The sequence below is a fragment of the Alphaproteobacteria bacterium genome (assembly GCA_030680745.1).
In the GTDB taxonomy this organism is placed as follows: Bacteria; Pseudomonadota; Alphaproteobacteria; order JAUXUR01; family JAUXUR01; genus JAUXUR01.
Genome location: JAUXUR010000062.1, coordinates 68,418 through 93,207 on the forward strand (window position 1 = coordinate 68,418; position 24,790 = coordinate 93,207).

General features: G+C 34.3%; 22 protein-coding genes and 1 tRNA gene. 16 read left to right on the forward strand and 7 right to left on the reverse strand.

Annotated elements, in window-relative coordinates; genetic code table 11:
• Positions 1-208 precede the first annotated feature (208 nt).
• Together Q8L85_07365 and umuD are read left to right on the forward strand one after the other, a co-directional pair.
• On the forward strand, positions 209-559 hold the full coding sequence (locus Q8L85_07365; GenBank protein MDP1724506.1) for a hypothetical protein: 351 nt from the start codon (positions 209-211) through the stop codon (positions 557-559).
• Between the two features lie 385 nt (positions 560-944).
• A complete protein-coding gene (gene umuD, locus Q8L85_07370; protein MDP1724507.1) occupies positions 945-1,382 on the forward strand; it encodes a translesion error-prone DNA polymerase V autoproteolytic subunit in 438 nt (145 codons plus the stop codon).
• Between the two features lie 214 nt (positions 1,383-1,596).
• Here umuD and Q8L85_07375 read toward each other — a convergent pair whose 3' ends face one another.
• Positions 1,597-3,195 carry a hypothetical protein gene (locus Q8L85_07375; GenBank protein MDP1724508.1) on the reverse strand — a complete coding sequence of 533 codons (1,599 nt, stop codon included), beginning with the start codon at positions 3,193-3,195 and terminating at the stop codon, positions 1,597-1,599.
• A gap of 151 nt (positions 3,196-3,346) precedes the next feature.
• Between Q8L85_07375 and Q8L85_07380 the strand changes: the two genes are divergently transcribed.
• The 3 genes from Q8L85_07380 (at position 3,347) to Q8L85_07390 (ending at position 5,269) form a co-directional block, all read left to right on the forward strand.
• Positions 3,347-3,952 (forward strand): hypothetical protein, encoded by a 606-nt coding sequence (locus Q8L85_07380; protein MDP1724509.1) that lies wholly within the window; start codon positions 3,347-3,349, stop codon positions 3,950-3,952.
• A 227-nt stretch (positions 3,953-4,179) separates the two neighbouring features.
• Positions 4,180-4,572, forward strand: a complete 393-nt coding sequence (locus Q8L85_07385) for an MbcA/ParS/Xre antitoxin family protein (protein ID MDP1724510.1) — start codon at positions 4,180-4,182, stop codon at positions 4,570-4,572.
• Complete coding sequence (locus Q8L85_07390; protein MDP1724511.1) at positions 4,556-5,269, forward strand: RES family NAD+ phosphorylase; 714 nt, start codon at positions 4,556-4,558, stop codon at positions 5,267-5,269. The genes Q8L85_07385 and Q8L85_07390 overlap by 17 nt, the downstream gene beginning before the upstream one ends.
• Positions 5,270-5,437: 168 nt before the next feature.
• On the opposite strand, the gene Q8L85_07395 is transcribed toward Q8L85_07390, so the two are convergent.
• From Q8L85_07395 to Q8L85_07405, 3 genes are all read right to left on the reverse strand, one after another.
• Positions 5,438-5,514, reverse strand: a tRNA-Arg gene (locus Q8L85_07395).
• A 130-nt stretch (positions 5,515-5,644) separates the two neighbouring features.
• Positions 5,645-6,616 carry a hypothetical protein gene (locus Q8L85_07400; protein MDP1724512.1) on the reverse strand — a complete coding sequence of 324 codons (972 nt, stop codon included), beginning with the start codon at positions 6,614-6,616 and terminating at the stop codon, positions 5,645-5,647.
• Positions 6,617-6,663: 47 nt separating this feature from the next.
• Entirely contained in the window at positions 6,664-7,062 is a 399-nt protein-coding gene (locus tag Q8L85_07405; protein ID MDP1724513.1) for a hypothetical protein, read from the reverse strand.
• 492 nt (positions 7,063-7,554) lie between these two features.
• Here Q8L85_07405 and Q8L85_07410 point away from each other — a divergent pair, with 492 nt between their 5' ends.
• Positions 7,555-8,958: a cytochrome ubiquinol oxidase subunit I gene (locus Q8L85_07410; protein ID MDP1724514.1), complete on the forward strand. Its 1,404-nt coding sequence runs from the start codon at positions 7,555-7,557 to the stop codon at positions 8,956-8,958.
• A complete protein-coding gene (gene cydB / locus Q8L85_07415; protein MDP1724515.1) occupies positions 8,951-9,973 on the forward strand; it encodes a cytochrome d ubiquinol oxidase subunit II in 1,023 nt (340 codons plus the stop codon). The genes Q8L85_07410 and cydB overlap by 8 nt, the downstream gene beginning before the upstream one ends.
• Positions 9,974-10,130: 157 nt before the next feature.
• On the opposite strand, the gene Q8L85_07420 is transcribed toward cydB, so the two are convergent.
• A complete protein-coding gene (locus tag Q8L85_07420; protein ID MDP1724516.1) occupies positions 10,131-11,501 on the reverse strand; it encodes a heme biosynthesis HemY N-terminal domain-containing protein in 1,371 nt (456 codons plus the stop codon).
• Positions 11,498-12,484, reverse strand: a complete 987-nt coding sequence (locus Q8L85_07425) for a hypothetical protein (protein ID MDP1724517.1) — start codon at positions 12,482-12,484, stop codon at positions 11,498-11,500. Before Q8L85_07425 ends, Q8L85_07420 begins: the two co-directional genes overlap by 4 nt.
• Before the next feature lie 449 nt (positions 12,485-12,933).
• On the opposite strand from Q8L85_07425, the gene tsaD reads away from it, so the two are divergent.
• The 7 genes from tsaD (at position 12,934) to Q8L85_07460 (ending at position 22,741) form a co-directional block, all read left to right on the forward strand.
• Positions 12,934-13,977, forward strand: coding sequence for a tRNA (adenosine(37)-N6)-threonylcarbamoyltransferase complex transferase subunit TsaD (gene tsaD / locus Q8L85_07430; GenBank protein ID MDP1724518.1), 1,044 nt, complete (start codon positions 12,934-12,936; stop codon positions 13,975-13,977).
• Between the two features lie 141 nt (positions 13,978-14,118).
• Positions 14,119-15,114 carry an NAD(P)H-dependent glycerol-3-phosphate dehydrogenase gene (locus Q8L85_07435; GenBank protein ID MDP1724519.1) on the forward strand — a complete coding sequence of 332 codons (996 nt, stop codon included), beginning with the start codon at positions 14,119-14,121 and terminating at the stop codon, positions 15,112-15,114.
• A gap of 101 nt (positions 15,115-15,215) precedes the next feature.
• A complete protein-coding gene (locus Q8L85_07440; protein ID MDP1724520.1) occupies positions 15,216-15,632 on the forward strand; it encodes a rubrerythrin family protein in 417 nt (138 codons plus the stop codon).
• A gap of 575 nt (positions 15,633-16,207) precedes the next feature.
• Complete coding sequence (locus Q8L85_07445; protein ID MDP1724521.1) at positions 16,208-17,551, forward strand: heterodisulfide reductase-related iron-sulfur binding cluster; 1,344 nt, start codon at positions 16,208-16,210, stop codon at positions 17,549-17,551.
• On the forward strand, positions 17,544-18,131 hold the full coding sequence (locus tag Q8L85_07450) for a DUF3501 family protein (GenBank protein ID MDP1724522.1): 588 nt from the start codon (positions 17,544-17,546) through the stop codon (positions 18,129-18,131). The genes Q8L85_07445 and Q8L85_07450 overlap by 8 nt, the downstream gene beginning before the upstream one ends.
• Positions 18,132-18,158: 27 nt before the next feature.
• A complete protein-coding gene (maiA, locus tag Q8L85_07455) occupies positions 18,159-18,782 on the forward strand; it encodes a maleylacetoacetate isomerase (protein MDP1724523.1) in 624 nt (207 codons plus the stop codon).
• Between the two features lie 218 nt (positions 18,783-19,000).
• Positions 19,001-22,741 carry a hypothetical protein gene (locus tag Q8L85_07460; protein MDP1724524.1) on the forward strand — a complete coding sequence of 1,247 codons (3,741 nt, stop codon included), beginning with the start codon at positions 19,001-19,003 and terminating at the stop codon, positions 22,739-22,741.
• Between the two features lie 71 nt (positions 22,742-22,812).
• On the opposite strand, the gene Q8L85_07465 is transcribed toward Q8L85_07460, so the two are convergent.
• Positions 22,813-23,289: a DUF6194 family protein gene (locus Q8L85_07465; protein ID MDP1724525.1), complete on the reverse strand. Its 477-nt coding sequence runs from the start codon at positions 23,287-23,289 to the stop codon at positions 22,813-22,815.
• Between the two features lie 148 nt (positions 23,290-23,437).
• On the opposite strand from Q8L85_07465, the gene Q8L85_07470 reads away from it, so the two are divergent.
• Both Q8L85_07470 and Q8L85_07475 read left to right on the forward strand, forming a co-directional pair.
• On the forward strand, positions 23,438-24,064 hold the full coding sequence (locus tag Q8L85_07470; GenBank protein MDP1724526.1) for a DJ-1/PfpI family protein: 627 nt from the start codon (positions 23,438-23,440) through the stop codon (positions 24,062-24,064).
• Positions 24,057-24,518: a MarR family transcriptional regulator gene (locus Q8L85_07475; protein ID MDP1724527.1), complete on the forward strand. Its 462-nt coding sequence runs from the start codon at positions 24,057-24,059 to the stop codon at positions 24,516-24,518. Before Q8L85_07470 ends, Q8L85_07475 begins: the two co-directional genes overlap by 8 nt.
• Positions 24,519-24,790 lie beyond the last annotated feature (272 nt).

The window sequence follows — 24,790 nt, forward strand, 5'->3', positions numbered from 1 at the left end:
TTTTTTGTATAAAAGAGTGCCTTTCCTTATATGATTTCTTACTTTTTTACAATTTCATTATTGTTTTTTCGATTTTCTTTAAAATGCTCAAACAAAACAATACATTCAAAAAAAATATTTTATAATTATAACAAAAATAATCAAAAACTTGAAATTAAAAGTAATTTGTTATAAAATTTACATAATTTTAAACATTAAGGATTTACAAATGACTAAATTTATAAAAAATATTGTGCTTGTTATAGCAATCATTGTATTTACAAACACAGTTTCAGCACATAAATGGCCTGTTTTTTCAACAAAACCCACTAATCTAACAGACATAGAATTAAATAACAATTTTGATTATAGCACTCAACTTTCTGATGCAAACTATAATTACAAGTTCGAATTTAATGACTCTAACTTTCAATTAGTGAATATTCTTATTGCAGTTAGCTCAACCTCAAAAGGTGAACTTATACCAAGCGACCCAGAATCAATAGAAAACAAAATAACATACTCTATTTATCTAAACAGAAATAAAATTGGAAAAATAAACATCGAAAGAAAAAAGTAAAACAAACAATTATCTGCATGTTTTATTTAAAAAATACGATAAAAAATAAAGCCTTCATAAAATTTATACAATCAAATGATTTAAAAATGCCCATTTTAAGTCTAAGATTTAATAAGATGATTTTTGATACCGAAAATTTCGACAGATAATGGCTTTACCTTAGAAATTTTTGGTTCAAAAAGAAGCCAAAGTTAGTCGGCTAAAACGGTAGTTTCAGATTATTGCGGTATATATGACGAAAAACATTTCATAAGCTACGCTCAACGCGCACATCAAAAAATTTTATTAAACCCTTGCATGATATTTTTTTTACGTTAAAATAGAACAAAAGAAGAACAAAAATTCTCTTTTGATAAACCATCGATCTTAAAGAAGCCAGTTAAACATGTTTACGCACACAAACATTATCCCCTTTGAACCCAAAAATTTTCCACAACAGGAAAAACCTATTCTTATGGAATCTTTTATTGCAGCCGGTTTCCCCTCTCCTGCTGAAGATTATCGCTCCAAAAGTCTAGATCTGCACGAACATCTTGTAAAACATCCTGCAGCCACTTTTTTTGTGCGTGTTGAGGGCGACTCGATGATTAATGTAGGTATTTTTTCAGGCGATCTGCTTATTGTCGATCGAAGTCTTCCTGCCGATTTTGGTAAAATTGTCATCGCCTTAATTGACGATGAATTTACTGTTAAACGACTTCTACAAAAAAACGGACATATTGTTCTACAACCTGAAAACCCCGCTTTTGCACCCATCATTGTTAAACAACCAGAACATCTTATTATATGGGGGGTGGTGACTTATGTAATCCATCATTTGTAAATGTCGGGAATGATACCCAAATTACTCGGGTATAAGCCTTATCATAAATTAAATCACTCTATTAAGGCAATTCATACAATTTAGCATCTTATAAATTATAGATTACCCTAAATACCTTCACGAGGAACAAATATAGTGAAATAACTTTAAATTCAGACAAGGAATGACACGCGATGTGTAGTCTCTTCCTACATGAGCAAGGAATGACGATGTATCAATTTGAAGTTATTTCACTATATCGATCATCAATTGAGGTACCATCAGGATCCTTAGTTTTAATCAAAACATCAATGTCTTTAGAAAACCACGTCAAAAGATCTGCCAAAGCGCTTCGAACCGAAGCAACATATTCAGCAACTTTCTCTTTATTAAATTTATCTTCCTCTGAAAATTCTTGTAAATTGACGCCCGCAAGCGTTAACAATTTATGGTAATCTTTAGCAAATTTAAGTTTTAGATTATAGTTCAAGAAAAACCCACCTAACATCTGGCCATCTTTAAGTAAAATATTTAACAAAACCCCAAAAGGATCTTTAAAAATAAGTGTACCCTCACGTGATATCGCGTCTAAATCAAGAGGATTGCCCTGATTTTGCGGATTAAAATTATGAAGCTCAACAAATTTTTTCAAAATTGTCTCATCATCCGCTGATGTAATTTCCGATAACGCACTCGTATCAAGCGGATCTATATCCCCCAAAGCGCCCAAAGGAAATTGCAAATAGCCAATCGTGTTATTGATTTCCTCTCTCATGCTTGTCGAAAAAAGTTCAGCATGAATAGTTTGCGATCCTGTTGGCACATCATGAATTTTCAAAAAATATGCAGCTAATCTTTTTTTAAGAAGTGCTTCATCTTTATTTTTAAGAAAATCCACTAAAAATAACGCATAAAGATCTTTTTGCGCTTTATCATAAATCTTTTTTTTCTTGGCTTCTTTTTGAAGCCCTTCTTTAAGATTGTTAAGAACAAAATCCGATGGTTTCGTATATTCGCTTGCTATTACATTAAGGAGCAAAGAGGCTCTTTGGGCATTTCTTCCATCAAGCGTTCCATGGAGATAATCATGCAAAAACATAGCAAATGGGCTAAGCATTATACTATGAACCATATTTTCTTGGGACGTAACAGGCAATAAATAAATATGATCTAAAATCGACCTAATAAGCGTTGCAACGCCTAATTCAGCTTCTTCCGAAAACAATGGGTAATAAACGCGCTCAGGTATAATTTCTTGAACCATCTTTAATGCATTTTCTTGAATTTCAGATGGCATGTTATTCATCAATGGTGGCATTTTAATTTGATTATCGATAGCAAGAATTGCAACAGCGCGCTTAATACTATCTTCGCTGAGACCTTCTTTTAAAATTTCAAAAATTTTTATAGATTGAAAGGGCCCAAAGAAAGCTATTTCTTCTGGATGATACCCATTTGAAAAACCTGCTAAAGCCGCAATCAAAGATTGAAAAAGATTTTCATACGTAAATTGCCCATCTTCTTTACATTTCAGAACAATAGAAATTGCCAATTTATAATTTTCAGGCGAAACATATTTGTTTTTATTTTGCTCAATAAAAAATTCTATTTGATTAAAAAAATCCTTTAATTCTAGATTTATGCTTGACCAACTCACACCATTTTTCATCGATTTTTTTAATTTTTTTTCAAGATCCTGGTTAATAAATTCGTCCCCCATAAAAAGGGAAGGAACTTCTTTTTTAACATTAGATTCCAATTCATTTAAATCATAATTAAACGCAAAAATTTGAAAATTCAATAAAACGAATACAAAAAACAAAAATGATTTCATTTTAAACTCCAAATTTATGTATCTACAATAATTTTACTTTAAAGAAAAACAGTTAATTTATTGTTAATGATTTATTTTAAATTAACATTATATTTACTTATTTTTGATAATTTATTATATGTAGGAATAATTTTTATACAAGGAGAAAAAAATGCGTCTATTTTATTTATCGCTAAGTGCTTTCTTATTTAGTTTTTCACTATCTATAGCAAATCCTTTAAAGGACCCTGATTTAGATTCTCGACCTAATAATTGGGTACCTTTTTTAAAAACAGAAAAACTATTTGGCAACCAACAACTTGTGTTGCACCCCTATGCTGGTCTTGATAAACAGAAAAACTCTATATTTAACATCAACAATTATAACGATATGGTCAGAGAAAATTTTCACGTAGGACTAAATGATGAAATGTTGCCCTACTTTGGAAACAATATGTTAAAACCAGGCATCTGGATGATTAAATTATATGATAATAGCACCCAAAAATCTATTGATATTGGGGTTATACAAGCAACATTTGAAGGTTTACAAAAACCTAATGTAGTCCTTAATATTCTAACATATCTAAACGAACGCTATTATAAGGTTGCTCTTAATTCAATAAAAACTGTCATGAATTACCTTATTGCAGCAACACGTTTCGATCATTTTGAAATGCAAGCACTCCCAGGAAATCAAAATTTAGTAAAGGCCCTTAAAAAATTAGGCTTTACAAAAAAACGTATTGAATACGAAGTATACGAAAAACAATTTTGATACACACATGCACTTAAATACTTTCAAAATTGGATCAAGAAGGTGAGTAAAAAAGTACTGCTGCATGTATCTCTTTATACATGAGCATGTCGAATCCCCAAATCTGATACCCTCCAGAATTTGAAACAGGGAGGGTACACTTTCCTGTTTCAATTTAGCTGTATCTTCTTGCGTAAAGTCCGAAATAAGACTAATATAAAAATATAGTCTTTATATGGACAAAAAAGATGGTTAATGCAAATCAAAATCTAGGCGATCTACCACAGGATCTTGTGGGCCCTGCACTCAGAGGTTTTTTCAATATTACACACCTTTGGGCACTCACCACCCTTGAAGAACGCAAAATTTTAGGTGATCCACCAAGATCTACTTTTTTCCAATGGAAAAAAAATAAAAACGGGCATCTAACACGTGATACATTAGAACGCATTTCCTATATCTTAGGTATATACAAAGCGTTACAAATTTTGTTACCTGACCCCATACTTTCCGATCAATGGATTAAACGCCCTAATTTTGCGCAACCTTTTAATGGACAATCCGCATTGGAACGCATGCTTTCTGGCAATGTCGCCGACCTTTATCTTGTACGGAAATATCTCGATGCGCAACGTGGCTAATATTAATCGGGATCCAATAATCCCCATATCGTCGGTTCAATGGAATCCTGGTTGGCGTATTATTTCCAGCCGTTTTCCGACGATCCAATTATTCGAACGTGTAGCTGAAAAAGATGATTTAAACGCTTTATTTTATATAGAAAGCATGACCAATGATAGGTTGCGGGACGACGCGGGTCAAATCCGCATCATCCCCGAAGAAGAACGCGTATATGGACCCGGCAGCCATTACATCATGGCCCCTTTTACCCATCTATCACCTACAGGTAGTCGATTTTCTGATGGCCGTTACGGCGTTTTTTATGCTGCTTTAGAACTTCAAACGGCTATTAGCGAAACAAAACATCATCGAGAATCCTTTTTACGTGCAACGCATCAACCACCCATTAAATGCGAAATGCGCGTCCTCACCTGTCAAATAGAGGCTGATCTTCATAATATTCTAGATTTTTGGAATCAATGGCCAGATCTCTATAATCCTCATTCATATATCGCTTCACAACAAATAGGTGCAAATCTTAAAAACAAAGGATCATCGGGTATTTTATTTCATTCTGTTCGACATTCAGGTGGCCATTGTGCAGCCATTTTCAAACCAAAAGCAATCTCTCATTGTAAACAAGAACGCCATTTAGCCTATCATTGGGATGGTGAAAAAATTGCGCATGTCTATGAAATACAAGAAATTAAATTATAAAAGCTGGAATATCTATTCTTCTTATTTTCTTATTTATTTTACTAGCATTTTTTTTATTTATTATAAAAAATGACAGCCAACAAAACAAAAAATTTTAAAACACTAATAAATAAAGAAATTATTCTACTTAGCAAAAACGTAATTCAAAAAAATGGATAAAATTAAGACTGGCGCGCTCTGGAGGATTCGAACCCCCGACCCACGGCTTAGAAGGCCGTTGCTCTATCCAACTGAGCTAAGAGCGCCGATGCTTATTACAAGCTTCGGTGTATAATAGGGATTTTTGCATAAATTCTCAAGAGAAGAATGAAAAAAAATTAATGAGCTGTTTTATTAGGCTTTGTTTAGGTTTCACAATCACCACAAACCCATGACTTAACTTACATTATTTTGTTGATTCATATAAATCGTACATAATTCTTCTAGCACCTCATCCCTTGAACGTAAAATACGGCTTTCCAAATTAAGATCTATATCGCTTAAAAATACAGCAAAACACGTTAAGGATTTCAAATGGTTGAAAATTGCCTGTACGCCTTCACATTCAATTAAATTTCCACAAATATTGAGACTTTTAAGATCCTTAAGATGCTTTGCAATTATTTCTGCACCCCAAACACTAATATTATTATGAGAAGCATTAAGACGTGTAAGCTTTTTTGCATTTTTAGCAATTACGCGTATACCTTCATTCCCGATATTATTATTAGAAATTTTAAGGGACGTAAGATTTTGAAGCTTAGAAATTGATTTAGCCCCCTTACCACTTATATAATTTTGATCAATAAAAAGCCATGCAAGTTTTTTAAGCTTATCTGCAATATTTTCAATGCCATTATCGCTAATATTATTACCTGAAATATCAAGAAAAATAAGGTCCTCTAAATTTTCAACAATCGACTTTATGCCTTCATCACCGATCTCATTACCAGAAACATCTAAAGAAATAAGACGATAAAAGTTTGTAGCAATTGCTTTAGCACCTTCATCACCTACAACATTTTTCGAAAAATCAAGATGCATTAAAAAATAAAAATGTTGTTCAGCAAAAAGAATTATTTTTGCATCATTCATATATGCTTCTTCACCAAATTTTATTTTAGTAACGTCTGGAAAAAAATTACTCAAATTATTTATAAGCTGATTCGAAAGCTCAGTTTCTATATAAAGATCAGTAATATCATCTTTAATGTTCAATTGAAAATTACGTTCCTCAGGATATGCAGCAACATGTTCAAACAATCCAATATTGCGATCATCAATTGTATATTTTTCGGTTATTGCATAAAGTTTTTCAGAAAAAGAAAACAAACACAAAATGACAAAAATACAAACCTGATTCTTCATAGTTTTCAATTCCCTTATATACTAGTATTTTCAACAAATAGAATCACTCAATCAATATCTTGAATAATTTGTTTTTCAACAACAATACGATCATACAAACAATTACCTTTTAACCAAAGTTCATATTCTGTTGATTCAAAACTGATTAATTGGCCATTTAAAATATGTCCATATGTTTTTGTCTTTGGATTATATGCTTGCATTAAAACAGCATGTTGAGCTTTTGAGTAATGCCCAAGTTCTAATTCAGCATAGTTTTTTATAGTGAAAAGAATAGATTGCCCCTGATAATCCACACGCTTTTTTTCTAAAGTGGCTTCATAATTTAACTGACCTAGGGAACAATGTTTTGGATCATCTTTATTTGAAAAAATTGGCCAATCAAATTGAGCTGATACATTAAAACTTGTTAGCATCAAAATAAATAACACGACATGTTTACGCATACCCATCCCCATAAAATATTCTTTACAAAAAGTGTAGCATAATTTCAAAACTAGGATAGATGTTAAAACATTATAAGAATTATTTTAATATAAGTAATTGATATTTTACAATTAATCATTATAGAAAACACACTTACTTACACATAAGAACATTTTTTTTCTTATATACCCAAATGATTTGGAAATGCAGATTTTTAGGCATGAGATTTGAGGTGATTTTTGATGCCGAAAATTTCGACAGATAATGGGTTTACCTTAGAAATTTTTGGTTCAAAAAGCGACCAAAGGTCATCGGCTAAAAACGGTAGTTTCAGAGTATTTGGGTATATATTAAAATTTTTGAGTTATTTAAAAAAACTACGTCTGAAAATATGTCTTATTTGAATGATGCAACCACCTATAATATTTATTTAAATTGCCTTTACAAAAAAAACAATACATATGAAAATAAAACTACTCATGGTTGAAAATGTTTTGTCATAGGTATGTTTAATGTTTGATTTTGATCCAGTTTTGCTGGCACGTATTCAATTTGCATTCACGATAAGTTTTCATATTATATTTCCGGCGTTTACCATTGGACTTGCAAGTTTTTTGGCTGTTCTCGAGTGGCGATGGCTTAGAACAGGTAATGAATATTTTAAAGATCTTTATAAATTTTGGATTAAAATTTTTGCCGTAGCCTTTGGTATGGGCGTTGTATCAGGTGTTGTGATGTCCTATCAATTTGGTACCAATTGGTCTATTTTCTCTGATCGTGTAGCCAATGTATTAGGACCTTTATTGGGGTTCGAGGTACTTACAGCTTTCTTTCTTGAAGCCTCATTTTTAGGAATTATGATCTTTGGGTGGGGACGTGTGAGCAAAAGAATGCATTTTGTTGCAACATGCATTGTTGCTATTGGTACATTAATTTCTGCTTTTTGGATACTTTCTGCCAATAGTTGGATGCAAACGCCACAGGGCTTTTCTATAGGTGAAGACGGACGGCTTTATCCAACAAATTGGATTGAAATTATTTTTAACCCGTCTTTTCCGTATCGCTTTGTACATATGATTATAGCCGCTTATCTTACGACAGCTTTTGTTGTTGGTGGGGTAGGTGCATTTTATTTGTGGCGCAAAAGGCATCTGCCGCAAGCACGTATTATGCTTGGTATGGCAACTATTATGGCTGCATTGGTAGCACCACTTCAAGTTGTTATTGGTGATTTTCATGGCTTAAATACACTTGAACATCAACCGGCAAAAGTTGCTGCAATGGAAGGCATTTGGGAAACTGAAAAAGGTGCAGATTTGCGTTTGTTTGCATGGCCTGATGAAAAAAATGAAATGAATCATTATGAAGTTAAAATCCCTCATATGGCGAGTTATATCCTGACCCATGACATGGAAGGTGAAATAAAAGGCCTGAAGGAATGGGCAAAGGAAGATCGTCCCCCGGTTGCAACCGTTTTTTGGTCATTTCGTGTAATGGTTGGATTAGGATTACTGATGGTATTGATTGGTATTGTGAGCACCATACAATATTTTCGTGGCAAATTATTCACAGGACGATTTTTACAAGGATGGTGGATCTTGATGATGCCGTCTGGCTTTATAGCACTTTTGTCTGGATGGTTCGTTACTGAAATTGGACGACAGCCTTATACGGCCTATGGTGTGATACGCACAACAGAATCGGTATCTCCCGCTATACTTGGTGCGCAAGTTGCCTGGTCATTATTAGCTTTTGTAATTGTTTATATGTTTGTTTTTGGAGCAGGATCTTATTATATTTTGAAACTTATTCGCAAAGGAATTCCTGCTATTAAAGAAAAAGACCATTATTATCAGCATGGTATCGAAGCTTTAGTTATAGAAGCAACTGCACATAATGGAGACAAAAATGTTTGATTTTTCATCAACAATTGATCTTGCTATGATTTGGGGCTTACTTATTGCAACAGCGATTTTTTTATACGTTCTTTTGGATGGGTTTGATTTGGGTATAGGTATTTTATTTCCTTTTGCGCCGTCTCATAAATGCCGTGATCGTATGATGAATTCCATAGCGCCTTTTTGGGATGGAAATGAAACATGGTTGGTATTGGGCGGTGGTGGATTATTTGCAGCTTTTCCTTTAGCGTATTCCGTGCTTATGCCAGCTTTCTATATACCTATTATTTTAATGTTACTCGGCCTTATTTTGCGTGGTGTCGCATTCGAATTCCGTTTTAAATCGAGTGATAAAAATCGTTATTTTTGGGATTATATTTTTCATTTTGGATCTTTATCAGCAGCCTTTTTTCAAGGCATGATTTTAGGTTCTTTTGTGCAAGGCGTGAAAGTAAGTGGTCGAGATTTTGTAGGCGGACCCTTTGATTGGGTTACAGTTTTCAGCATAATGACAGGTATTGCGGTTGTATTTGGTTATGCATTGCTTGGTTCTACATGGCTTATTATGAAAACAGAAGATGTGACTCAAAAATGGGCAAGAAAAGTTGCTTCTTATATATTATGGTTTGTGATTATTTTCATGACAATTGTTTGTATTACAATGCCATTTCTTGATGAGCGTATAAAAGATTTTTGGTTTAGTGTGCCTAACATATATTATTTGTTACCAATTCCTCTTATAACATTTGGATTGTTTTTATTAATATTTTATGACCTTCGTCGTAATAATGTTGAGTATCGTCCGTTTTTTGTGAGTATTGGTCTTTTTTTAATGGGTTACCTAGGTTTAGGAATTAGTATTTATCCTTGGATCATCCCTTTTCGTTACACTATTTGGGAAGCAGCAGCTTCAGGACCAGGTCTATCTCTTATGTTAGTGGGCGTCGTGCCTTTATTACCATTGATTTTGGGTTATACAGGATATTGCTATTATATTTTCAGAGGCAAAACGAGTCATGAGCATTTATATTAATAATTTAAAAAATTGGTTGAATAGCCACCCAAAAATTAAGCAATGGGGATGGTTTGTTTTATTATGGTGTGCAGGGTTATTGACAGTGATTATTGGTTCATATCCTATTAAATGGCTTTTGTCATTGTCCACATAAAAATATGAATAGCCTTATAGCTTAAAGATTATCCGGACGAGGATTTAAATTCATATCCACAATTGTAAAAGGTGTATCGCCTTTTTCCATGAGAAGAAGCGTTGGTTGAGATAATTTTTTTGTCCATGAAATGCTATCAAAACTTTGACAATGGGGACAAATTGGGTGCCAGCTTGTTGTCGATGTTTGGCAAGTTTGACAAATCCATTCTTCGGAAGCAGGACTATCTTTTGCTTTATGAAGCCACGCATTGGCTTGATCATGATGATGATATTCACCTTCTTCTAACTGTGCCATAAAATAACACACCTCTTTTGAAGGTTCCTGCATATGTAAATTATTCAGTATTTGACGTGCGTTACCCCATAACTTGGCTGAAAGATAAATTTCTACTAAAAAAAGCTGGCTTGTCTTATGATTGGGACATGAAGACACTAAATCTTCACAATATTTTATTTTCTCAACATCGCTTTTATCATGCAACGTTTCTTTGAAAAGCTTCCCTAAATCTTTATGAGGATTTGTAATCCATGTTTTTGAAATCAATTTGCGTGCTTTTTTGGGATCATTCTGTACAAGCAATAATTTCGCATAAGAATAAGTCGTTTCAAATGCATCAGGCATCAGACGATAGGCACGCGATGCGTCGTCAATTGCTTGTGCTAAATTATTATCTTTTTGTAAATCCAAAGCTTGCGCAATATAAAGGATTGCTTTTTTATGTTTTGCTTCATTTTCAGACCATATTTGGTGATACGTCATTTTTTTTACAAAATCAAAAGCTTCTTTCCAGTTTTTGGTTTGAATCGCATTATCAAACAAAATAGTCAAAACCCAGGGCGTATCTTCTTTAATACGATAAGCGCGTTGTGCAAGATGGATAATAAGACTTGTATTATTTTCTTTCTGCGCATAAGAAATTAATCCCTTAATACCCAAAAGACTTGTTTCTTCATGATTTGTTAAATTATGCAGATATTCACGCGCTTGATCATTATTCCCTTCCATTTGCGACGCTTTAGCCGCAAAAAAATCAGCCAAAGGTGCATCTGATAGATTTTTTTTGGCATTTTGAGCATGCCGCATCGCTTCACGACCATCACCAGCAGCCAAAGAAACAAGCGCTTTGGTTAATGCCTTTAATCCAATTTGCACACGTCTATCGTCACGATAATCCTTAAAACGGTTTGGAATATTAATAAAAAACGCAAAGATTTTATATACAAGCAAAAATAAGATGAAAAGAAAAACAAGAGACACAACAAAAAGAATGGGATTTAATTCAATGTGATAGCCAAACCAATCAAGTGTAATAAGGCCTGGAAAATCTGAAAGCCACAAAACGAGTCCTGTTATGCCAAGAAGCGTTAAACCAAATAAAAAAAGCTTCATTTATCGTCTTCTTTCATAATTTTTTTGAAAGTCATTTTTGTCCAATGATCAATATGATCTTGAATATTAATACCTTCAAGATGTAATTGCGCTTGTTTAACCCAAGGATCGAAATTTTTCGATTTATCGCGCGGTAAACTTAATACCATTTCAATAGCTTGCTGTATATTTTGAGTCTCAATGGAGGCAATCGTATCTTTATAAACATTGTCCTTAACAGTCGCATTTTTACTATTTGGATCAACAGTTCTTGTAATACGAATCCATTTGCCTAAATTTTTAGCAAAAAAACTTTCTTCCACCTGAACTTTTTCTTGGGGAATGCTCTGCCATATCAATTTGAATTGATTGCGAAGATCTTGCGTCGTTGGAAACCCCTCAGCCAAATAAGGCACAAGCTCTTGCAAAAGCCCTTCGATAGGTAGCTCTGTTAATTTGAGCATTTTGAATTCATCTTCAAATAATTGCCCTTTTTTTATTTTTGACTTTATTTCATTAAAAGTCAAAAGACTAAGTACTAATTTTTGAGTATTTTGAATAAGTTCATTTTCATTTCTAATTTTTGACAAATGAGCCAAAATTTCGCTTTGAGGATTATTTTGATCATGTGTTTGTTGAAAAGTCAATTTAAATTGATCTATTTGCTCTTGCAAGTGATTGAGTTTATTACTGATATCATCCAATGGGAGTTCGTTTGACTCATTTTTCTTTGATTGCGCCACGAATTCAGCGTAGCGATCCCGTAGAAAACGAAGCTCCTCTTTCATCTGAGAGATTTGTTGATCCGCAAAATGAGGAACAATGGTGTCAACCTCACGTTCTTTTTGCGTAAAAAGTTTACTGATAAGGAAAGCTGCTCCTAAAGTTGTTACAACGCCTATAATAAAGGCTAAGAAATATGTAAGTTTCAGAAATTTTGGTTTTTCTTCAACATCTTTTGGTTCGCCTTCAACAGGATCTAAATTTTGCAAATCTTGGGTCATGAGCATTGCTTTCGGTATACGTGTATTCTTTTATTATAAAATGCAAGAAATTATAAAAAACCTCAAGAAGAAAGAGATTTTTGCCCTAAAATAGTTTATAGTCGTGTAAGAATTTGTAACTCCCAAACCCCCTACGTCCCACGGCTTGACCCTAAGGAGATCTACACGAATTTTAAGCATAACGAAATCATAGGATTTCGTCGTTGCGATGAGTCGAAGACGAAGAAGCAATCCAGAAAATGGCCTTTCAAAGGTTATAAATATTGATTTTAGGACTGGATTGCTTCGCTGCTTCGCAACTCGCAACGACGGGTTTCTTTTTTCAATACGTTACATAAGTATTTCGTGAAGATCTCTCAGGTTCAAGCCGCGGGAAGTAGGAGGGGCAGATGATTAAATTGCCCCCTGGGTAGTTACAAGATTTTTTAACGCTGTTTTAGGTATGTTGTATGACGCATTTCGTTTTGGGTATAGAAAGTTCCTGTGACGAGACCTCTGTTGCTATTGTTTCTTCAGATAAAAAAATACTCGGTCACATTATTCTCTCTCAAACATATCATGCAGATTATGGCGGTGTTGTCCCTGAAATTGCAGCACGCGCCCATATGGATCACCTCGATCGCCTCATTCTTGAAGTTTTATCACAATCAGGCCTAAAATTTTCAGATCTATCCGCTATTGCCGCCACTTGTGGACCAGGCCTTATTGGCGGCGTCATTGTTGGCGCCATGATGGGAAAAGCCATAGCCTACGCACATGAACTCCCTTTTATTGCGGTAAACCATTTGGAAGGTCACGCTTTGAGCGTCAGATTAACGGAAGATGTCCCCTTCCCTTATATGTTGCTTTTAATGTCTGGCGGTCATACACAATTTTTACTTGTGGAAGATATTGGCCACTACACTGTTTATGGCACAACCCTAGATGATGCAATCGGCGAAGCTTTTGATAAAACAGCAAAAATTTTAGGACTTCCTTATCCCGGGGGCATGTATATCGAACAATATGCACTATCTGGCAATCCACGCGCCTTTAATTTTCCAAGGCCATTAAAAGGAAATGGCGATTGTAATTTCTCGTTTTCAGGTTTGAAAACAGCCATAAAATACAAAATAGATACATTGGGCATATTAAATGAACAAACAAAAGCTGATCTTTGTGCCTCTTTTCAACAAGCTGCCTTAGATGTTTTAATTGACAGAACAAAAAATGCCTGTCACAAATTAAGCGCACAAAATATAAAGGCGAATGCTTTTGTTGTCGCAGGTGGCGTTGCCGCTAATCTTGCACTAAAAACAGGACTTTCTAAGCTTGTTTCTTCTTTTGGTTTGCCTTTTGTAGCGCCACCGAAAGAATTTTGTACGGATAATGGTGCAATGATTGCTTATGCAGGACTTGAGCGTTTTCAAAGAGGCTATATTGATTCTTTGACCTTTAAACCGCGTCCAAGATGGCCACTGGCTGAACTAAAAGCGCTACCTGTAACATGCTAGATTTTTAAAAAAATACCCAAACTATTTCAAAGTGTGGGTAGGAAAATAAGTGGTGAAACCTGCGGAGTGTATCCTTCATACATGAGCATGGTGAATCCCGTAATTTGACGACCTCCACAATTGGAAATAGGAAGAGTATTGATGAAACGTATTGGCATATTAGGCGCCGGCGCCTGGGGAACAGCACTTGCAAAAGCATTATCACGTGAAGGACGCGAAATTATTTTGTGGGGACGCGATCCAGAACTCGTCAAAGCAATTAATTACACGCATGAAAATGTCATTTATCTTTCCAAAGTAGGCTTACCAACCTCTATTCACGCCACAACTGATTTAAATGATTTGCTTGACGTTGAAGCATTGTTACTTGTTGCACCTGCCCAAAAAACACGCGAAATTCTAGAAAAATTTGCAACACAATTACCTTCTTGGATTCCTTTGATTATTTGCTCAAAAGGCATTGAAAACGAATCGGGACAATTGCTAAGTGACGTCGTCCAAGAAACAGTTGATGGTAATCCCATCGCTATTTTATCAGGCCCTAATTTTGCGCACGAAATTGTGCTTGGATTGCCAGCCGCCACAACAATTGCAACCAAAGACCGTGATTTAGGATTTTTACTTGTTGAATCTTTTGGCAGTCCAACATTCAGACCTTATTATTCATCCGATCCTGTTGGCGTTCAAATAGGTGGCGCACTCAAAAACGTTTATGCCATTGCAAGCGGTGTGACCTCAGGCAAAAATCTTGGTCAAAATGCAAGTGCGGCACTCATCACGCGTTGTCTTGCTGAAATGGCACGTTTAGGGCAACGATTAGGCGCTGATTACCAGACTTTTTCAGGCCTATCCGGCGTTGGTGATTTAATGCTTTCATGCTCCAGTGAAAGATCACGCAATATGCGTTTTGGCATAGAGCTTGGCCAAGGCAAAACACCACACGAAATTATGAGCGTCACACGCTCCATTTTTGAAGGCTACCATACGGCATTTTCAATTAAAAAATTAGCCAAAAATGCAGATGTCGATATGCCAGTGGCCGAAGGTGTTTATCGTATTCTATATGAAGATGCCAATATTGATACAACAATTAAAAATTTGTTATCACGTCCGTTTTCAGAAGAGACTCGGTTTTAAGCGATATTTTCGAAACACGAAACGTGGTTAAAGAAGTTGATTTATTTGGTCAACTTTTGTATTGTTAACCTGGAATTTATGCCGTGAATTGGAGAGAAGACATGTCACTAAAGGGTTCAAAAACTCAAGAAAATTTAAAAGAAGCGTTTGCTGGCGAATCGCAAGCCAATCGTCGCTATCTTTATTTCGCACAAAAAGCAGATGTTGAAGGTTACAATGACATTTCCACTGTTTTTAGATCAACTGCCGAAGGTGAAACAGGCCATGCCCATGGTCATTTAGCCTTTTTAGAAGAAGCTGGTGATCCAGTCACTGGCGAACCAATTGGTGGCACTGCCGCTAATCTAAAATCAGCTATCGCTGGCGAAACATTCGAATATACAGATATGTATCCTAGTATGGCACGCACAGCACGTGAAGAAGGTTTTGAAGAAATCGCTGATTGGTTTGAAACGCTTGCAAAAGCTGAAAAATCACATGCTGGTCGTTTTCAAAAAGCGTTAGCGAGCATGGACTGATAGAGTTCCATCTCTAAATTTAAATAATTTTGCCATGCTCTTTGAGCATACATTTTAATCTGGATCCTGAATCTGCGTTCGAAGCTTCGCTTCAACGCGTTCAGGAAAACAATAAAACTTCAATTGCCTACGCCTCAAAACGACTGTCCAGATTATAAGACAAAGTCTATGAAATGAGTTATCTAGAAGCTTAACAATTAAGGTCCGGGGGACCTTAATGTTTTAGCTGAAAAGAACTCATGAGAACCGGAACGGAATGTACTTAAGGTACATGAATACCGATTGCTGCGCCCTGACGACGAATTTGTGATAAGATGGGCAGTTTACGTAATAACATTGGCGCTTACCTACTCAAACTATTTCAAAATGTGGGTAGGAATATGAACGGTGAAACAAGCGGAGCGTATCCTTTATACGTGAGCATTGTAAATCCCGAATATGACGCCCTCCACTATAGTCGTTAGACTTGAGATTCAGACAAGGAGAAACGAGCGAAATGTATCCCTATATACATGAGCGAGGCACGACGATGTATCAATCCAAGTCTATCGACTATATTTGAAAGAGGAAGAGTAATGCGTGAAGGTGGATTAGACAAACCGATCAGACACAATCTCGATTGGGAAAGCGAAGCGTTTTACGATGAAGCGGCATTAGACGCCGAAATGCGACGTGTTTTTGATGTCTGTCATTCATGCAGACGTTGTTTTAATTTGTGTGATTCCTTCCCTCAACTTTTTGATTTAATTGATAATTCAGAAACAGGTGAATTGGATAGTGTTGATTCCAAAGGCTTTCAAAAAGTTAATGACGCATGCACTTTATGCGATATGTGTTTTATGGTCAGCTGTCCCTATGTCCCGCCTCACGAATTCAATATTGATTTCCCAAAACTTGTTTTAAGATCACGTGCGATTGATTTTAAAAAAGGGAAAGTTGGCCCTATTAAGCGATTGCTCGCCAAAACTGATTTTCATGGCAAAATGGGCAGTAAATTTTCAGGTCTGTCCAATTGGGCAATATCTCACAAAAATAAATTTACACGTACCCTTTTAGAATGGATTGCAGATGTTCATAAGGATGCACATTTGCCAAAATATGCGCCAAAAACGTTGATGGATCTTGGCAAAGAATCCATACCTTTAAACGAAGAGGCACCCGGTTTTGGACAAAAAGTCGTTTTATACGCAACCTGTTATGGTAATTTTAACGACCCCAATATTGGTCTCGCTTTACGCGCCGTCCTCGCTTTAAATGGGGTCGAAAGCCAAATCGCCTATCCCAAATGTTGCGGTATGCCTTTGCTTGAAGAAGGCAATTTAGCCCAAGTCGCCCAAAATGCAAAAGATGTTTCAAAAGAAATGCTGCCTTGGATTCAAAAAGGATACAAAATTATCGCCCTCGTTCCCTCTTGCGCTTTAATGTTAAAACATGAATGGCCACTTTTATTACCTAAAGATGAAGACATAAAACTACTTTCACAGGAAACCTATGATTTATCAGAATATATTGTGGAATTATCCAAAGAAAAAGGCTTAGTCCCAGGATTACAGCCAATCGAAGGTGGCGTTTCAATTCACCTACCCTGCCATGCACGCGCACAAAATATTGGTCATAAAGCAGCCGAAATGCTCCGCATGATTCCCGATACGGAAATTCATTTGGTTGAAAGATGTTCTGGTCATGGTGGATCTTGGGGTGTGATGAAAGATAATTTCCCCGTAGCGCTTAAACAAGGAAAGCCTGTCGTGCGTCAAATGATAAAGAAAAAATCAGCTTATATTGTATCGGAATGCCCCTTAGCAGGAGAACATATCTTGCAAGGCATGGAAATTGAGGGTGTTCATTATGATAAAGCACCGAATCCGATTGAAATTATAGCCATTTCATATGGCTTATTGGAGTCAAAAAATGACTAAAACAACAATCACCAAAAAAGATATTTTATCCTTAGAATCTTACGAAAAAATACGCCCTGATTTTAAAGCGAAAATAATTGAACTTAAAAATAAAAGACGTATTGCTTTAGGGCCTTACGTAAATTTTTATTTTGAAAATTACGAAACAATGTTTTACCAAATTCACGAAATGCTCCGCATCGAAAAAGGTGGAGACGCTCAGATTGACGATGAATTACATGCCTATAACCCCCTTATTCCTAATGGATCTGAATTAACAGCAACCATGATGTTTGAAATTGAAGACAAAAACAAACGCGACGCCCTTTTAGGTCAATTAGGGGGTGTTGAAGACCTGATTTACATGCAGATTGGCACAGATCGGATTCACGCAACACCTGAAAAAGATCAAGAACGATCAAAACCAGGTGGCAGAACAGCGTCAGTTCATTTTATTCACTTTCCTTTTGATGCGGCCTTGATTCAGGCTTTTAAAAACCCTGCAGCAGAGGTTTATATAGGCATTAATCATGCAGCTTATGGTCATATGTCAATGTTAAATCAAGAAACACGCGAAGAATTAGGACGTGATTTTTTATAAATTTTGCCTGAAAGAAATACAATGCCTATAAGATTATTCGATTATTTCAGATCCTCAGCATCCTATCGCGTGAGATTAGCCCTTAATCTTAAAGGACTAGAATACACACAAATTCCTATTGATTTACGCCTTGCAGAACAAAGCACACCCCCTTACTTAAAAATAAACCCTCAAGGGCTTGTGCCCGCTTTACAGATTGGCACTGAAATCATCAGCCAATCCTTAGCAATAGTCGAATATCTTGATGAAGTATATCCCGCTATACCCTTATTACCCAAAGATCCATTGCAACGTGCCAAAATTAGATCATTCGCTCAAATCATTGCATGCGACATTCATCCCTTAAATAATTTACGTGTATTAAATTATCTACGCGATCATTTGCAAATGAACGAGGATCAAAAACATCATTATTATCATCATTGGCTGAAACAAGGCTTTGATACATTAGAAGAAAAATTAAAACAATCAACTACAAAGCATACATTTTGTTTTGGAAACACGCCCTGTCTTGCTGATATTTGCCTAATCCCACAAATATATAATGCGCAACGTTTTCATTTTGATTTAACCCCCTACCCTATATGCTTGAAGATTTCAGAACATGCGAATAAATTAGAGGCTTTTATAAAAGCTTATCCTAAAGAATAAGATCGACCAGATTAGAAGTGATAATCTAATAATCACTCGCTCCAAACATATTCATAAAATTATTTCAATAACTTCCATCCATAAAGTCTTCAATATTTATTAGTTTTAAAACTATTGACAAAACAACTAAGGCAATATTCAATTTTATTGACAATATGTAAGTATTGCTGTACAGTTATACAAATAGTTAAAATTATCATTCATTAAAGGGACACATAATGTTAAATCGTATTTTGTTTTATTTCTTTTTTATTTCACTTCTCTCCACATCAGCGCTTATGGCAGGAAAAAGTGATGAGGAAGATGAAAATTTTTCGAACACACACATAAATGATGACAGTTACCACAAAAAAAGAAAAGAAAATCCAAATATTGAAAATAAAGATATAGAAGAAAATCCAAATAAAAAAATTAAAATAGAAGACAATGAATATGAACTTCTTGAAAAAATAAAAGATTTTTGTATTAATTTTAAAGATTCAAAAAACATACAATTAAAAAAGCAACTTTTGTTTAATATAATTAAAATTAAAGGATTCTATCATTGTGTAAAAAATAATATACAAATTAAAGAATATGAAAATTATATTGAAACTATTTTATTGCAGGTGATAAAAACATTTCCAAATAAAAAAGGTGTCAAATATCTTATTAACATCTTAAAAAAACATATTTTAAAATCCAAAGTGTTAAAACTTAACATAACGCAAAATGTAAATTTAATTAATTTAGGTAATTATATTTTAGAATCAAATGGGGATTTTACAGATACGGACACAGATTATACGGATATACACGATAATGTAATTTGCACAATAATTGATGAATTTTTAAAGCTAGACATAGACTCTCAAACAGCAGTCATTGTTGATATTAAATCAAAAGAAATGTATAAAAATTTCGACGGATATGTTCTTCAATCTTTTTTTATAATTTTACAAAAATTAATAGAAACCGGCATAGACGTTAATACTTCTCTAGAATTATTGCAAGAATTTTATAATTTCGCCAACGAGGCATTTTATGAATTTGAAGAATTACTTAACACCAATATTTTTGCCTTAATGCCATTTAAATATTTCAATTTAGACGAATTTCAAAAAACGCTTAAAACTCATTATCGCACAGAAAAAATTTATGAAGATGCCGATGCTGATGAGCTAAAACACATCTATTTTATATATCATCTGCTCGTTCACCTAACAAAACAACAATGTCTTAAGGACGATCAGAAGATCACAAACAACATGCCCAACATTATTAATGATAAGGTCATTTTTTTAACTGATTTACTTAAAAACTTATTTGAAGGCTCTATTGTGTGTGATGCCTCTGAACAAATATGGCATTTATGGGCTAAGCTTCTTTACAATGTAAACCCCAATATTATAGAAAATATTACTTACAATTATATTTTTCAAAATAAAAATATTTTTTCATCACAACAAATTAAAAACATAAAAAGATTAACATCTGAATTTTTTACACCAAAAATTTTAAACAATGAAGATTATGATCTTGACACAAATTTTATACTTGACATAATCGAAGAAAATATTTCCAATAACACAGATATAGATTTAGAAGATTTATTTGAAATTTTATACAAAGAAATTACGGATAAAAATTTGACTGACAAACGATCCGAATTTGTTCTAAAAAGACATCTTTTGAATATTCATCAAAATGAGTATGGACAATACTTTTATTTCAAAGAAATAGAAACATTTTTTCTAGAAAATGACACCAATCTTATAACCAAATACTCTATGCCAAAATCAGGGCTTATGTGTGAAATATTAAGAACATTAGCGACACTCAAAGATCAAGAACGCCCTATTGTTTTTCAAGTAATTAAAAAAAATATAAAAAAAATAGAAGGGGTAATTAGCTTAAAATATATGAAATCTATTCATAATTATTTACGCAATGTTGCAGCATTGAAGAGAAATACTGGAAATATTGACATAAGTATAAAAATACTTGACGCTTTAGCACATGTACAAAAATCTTCACCCCTTGAGTTACATTTAGATAATATCTATTGGAATTGGATAGCACTTTTACCCATTGAAAATTTTAACTTATCCAATTTTTTAAACATTGCAAAACGTGAAGATATTGCAAATGATATAGAAAATCATCAAAATAATTTTGATACCCTCAATACAATTATTTTTCCAAAAATTCTAAGCGAAAGTCTTTTATCTTCTAAAACAATAAATCAGTTAAAGGACATTTCTAAAATTTACGTTACACACACCAATTCAACAATATTCGATTTTCTATCGCAAGTATTATCTAACAATAATGTTTCTCAAAATGATTTAACCATTCAGAAGCAAATAGCAACAATCTGTTATTATAATAAATGGGTCAAATTATTTTTTGAAAAATTAATCAATCGTAAAAGTCGACATACCAACATCGATGAAGTGATATATATATTGGGACATTTGCATGAAATAAAGGATATGTTTTTAAGCTTTAACAATGATGAAGCAATATCAGAAGCTACAATAGATGCTTTGGTTAAATACTCAATATCTGCACCTCAAAAAAATAACTTTAATTTTCGAGAAGAAATGCATAAATGCATAAATGATTCTAAACTGGAACATATTGACCTTCTCCCTATATCTTCAGAGAGAAAAAATATTTTAAGATTCTTAGAAATATTCTTATATATGGTCCAATACAATGACGATATAACAAAACAAGACAAGGGAAAACTTAAATTAAGTTTTAATAAATTTAATGAATTAAAAGCCCTCCAAAAACCTGAAGCATTAATTAGATTTTCAAGTCTAATTAATGCAGCAATCGAAAAAGGAAAAATTACTAGCAAAAAATTAATTTTTTATGTTGACTTAATTTGTCAATGCGGATTAAACAACCCAACAGATTTAAAAACTTACACTGCATTTTATGATAGTGAAAAAAAAGCAAGCACAAGAATTAATAAACTTATAAAAATACTTTTAATACAAAATAATAATGATGAATTTTTCCAAATAGCCAATGAACAAAACGAAAAAAACAACAGAACAACACCTTATTATTCTTTCATTAACATAGTAAGCTTATTAATGTTTACAAATGAAGATAATGAAAATGATGAAAATCCTATATTTTCGTTAGATGAAGCTGTTAAAATAGCTAAAAATATTCAAAACTGTTTATATGACGAAGATATTATTTCTTTAACAAGCAACTTTCCAAATAATCCTGAAAATCCTGAGAATCTTGACGATCCTGAAAATTATACACCTAAAAATATTAAGAATTTTATAATATTATTTTCAGATTATTTTAAAAATAAATCACACGACAAAATAAATCTCTCTTTATTTAGCAAGCATTTTTTTGATATTATGTTACAATTGGGACCAGATAACATTGCGACACACATACATATGGGTGATGTTATTAACGGTTATTACCGAAATATGCTACAAAAACTAATGGATTTTATCTATATCCATTCTACTTCAAACAATCAAAAAAGTGAAAAAAAGTTTCTTATTGATTTTTTCAAACATTATTTGTACGGTATTGTACATCATTACGGGTATACACGTTATTTAGTTGAACGTCAAGGCTATCAACTATATAGTAATTACACCATAGACAATATAATAAATAATGTTTATATCCAGAATGTACTAATAGACAAAGTCGACCAAGAAAATTTAATATCACGAATCTTCGAAGACATTGAAATTATATTTAACGATAATGATGAAAATAATTACAAAAAAATGTTACCCTATGACAGAAAAAATACACTTTATTTTCACCTTAAAATGGACAATTACTTTTCTTTTTTAAAAAGCTTAAATTTTGGCACAAATCCAAATACTATTTATGACGATGAAACAAAAGCAACTATTGTGGATATCTTTAATAAAATAATTAAAGAATTAAACGATTTTGAACAAAATAATTTAATTCTTTAATTATTTATGTTGAACTGACTTTAAATGAAATAAAATTAGTTTAAAGTCAGTTTAATATAAATTACAAAAATTTAAATTGAAATACGTTTTTTATATTTTTCTAAAACCAATGTATAGCTTTCATCAATCAAGTCTTTAATCTTTTCAAATGAATTCATAGAGGGATTTGAAATCGACACCCAAGCCATCCAGCCATAAACAGGATGCGGCGTTAATAAATCAACCTGTGTAAAATCATAAACACCCTCTATCACATCACCTTTACTAGGACGTTTTGGCATCCAACTGAAAATCCTTAAAAAGGTTTGTTTAGAAATGCCAAAATTTAATCTATAAACGCCATCTCTATTCAACATCGAAGCTTTATCGTTTGCACCATCTTTTTCTTTTAAAGTACAAAAATAAACACCGCGTTTTAAAAAAGCATTGGGATTATAAAAGAAGCTTTTTTCACCCCATGCATCAATTATTTGAATGCCTTTATAATTTTCTAAAATAAAGGATGTTAGATAATCTATACTTAATGCGACATCACCAGTTTTAATCATAATAATCCTATTTTATGAATTTGATGCTTAACCATACACTCATAACATGAACGCTGAAATTAACAATATTTAAAATCAACAAAGGCAAAATTGACAGCATGCTGTCATGATGGTAGTCTGCTGTCAATTTTAATGAAGGATTTTACGCATGAGCAAACAAACGATTCATCTCGCAACTTACAACACCATGTCAGATTGGGAAGTGGGCTATGTAGTCGCGCATTTAAATTCGCCAGAACTCCAGAAAACGCCTGGCCGGTTTCAGGTGAAAACGATCGGCAATTCACTTGCGCCCATCATCAGCAAAGGCGGGCTGCGGATACTTCCCGACCTGAGTCTGAACATGGTGGAGCCACAAGACAGCCGAATGCTGATATTGCCAGGTGGCGATATCGCTGCAAAAGGAAGTATTGATAGCTTTGTTAAAAAGGCAGCTCAATTTCTGAGTGCAGGTATTCCGGTCGCAGCCATTTGTGGTGCAACGGCAGCACTTGCAAGATTTGGGTTATTGGACGAATTGCCACACACGAGTAACGCAAAGATCTTTCTAGAAATGGTAGGTTACAAAGGCGGTTTCCACTATCAAGAAAAGCTTGCCGTAACTTCTGGAAATTTGATCACTGCAAGCGGCATCGCCCCAATCGAATTTGCAATCGAGATCTTCCGCAAACTTGATATTTACACCGAAACAACTTTGCAGTCTTGGCACAAATTATACAAGGCCCAAAATCCAGAAGGCTTTTACGAACTCATGGCGGAACATGGTAATGAGTGAGACACAGGAAAGACTCAGCGCAATGGCGCTAACGGCCTTTGCACTGAATGGCTTGTTTCTTGACGTCGCCGAGCAACTTACAGCGCCTGTAGGGCTGACGGCAACGCGCTGGCAGGTTCTTGGAGCCGTGTTGAATGAACAGTTAACCCAAGCAGAAATTGCGCGCAGGATGGGCATAACGCGGCAGAGTGTACGCAGGACAAGCCTTCAACTTGTTGAAGAGGGAATGTTGCGCTTCACTTCAAACCCGTCAAGCCGCAAAGCCATGCTTCTTCAACTGACAGAAAAGGGGTTCGCGGCCATCAATAAAATCAATCCACAACACGCTGCATTTGCAAAGCAGCTAGAAGAACGACTAGGAAAGGAGCAAATGCTAAAAATTCTCGATGCCATGAACAAGCTGCGCCATACGCTTGAAACTATCATGCTACCTCAACAGGATTTAGACATATAGTAAATTTTAATAAAAATCGCACTACATAAACCCCTTCCTACGTCCCGCGACTTGATCGCGGGATCCAGAAAATGTTAAAGAAGGTACGATAAACAATTTTCTGCAGACTTTTGTACCATGGATCCCGCGGACAAGCCCTGAGAGATCCACACGAAATTCACTCAAAGGGGCAAGCCTCTGAATGAACGGTTACTATCATTTGATAAAGCAATTTTAATATGTTATTAAATGATTTTTTTAAAATATGTAATCCCTTTTTAAGGGCTTCTCTA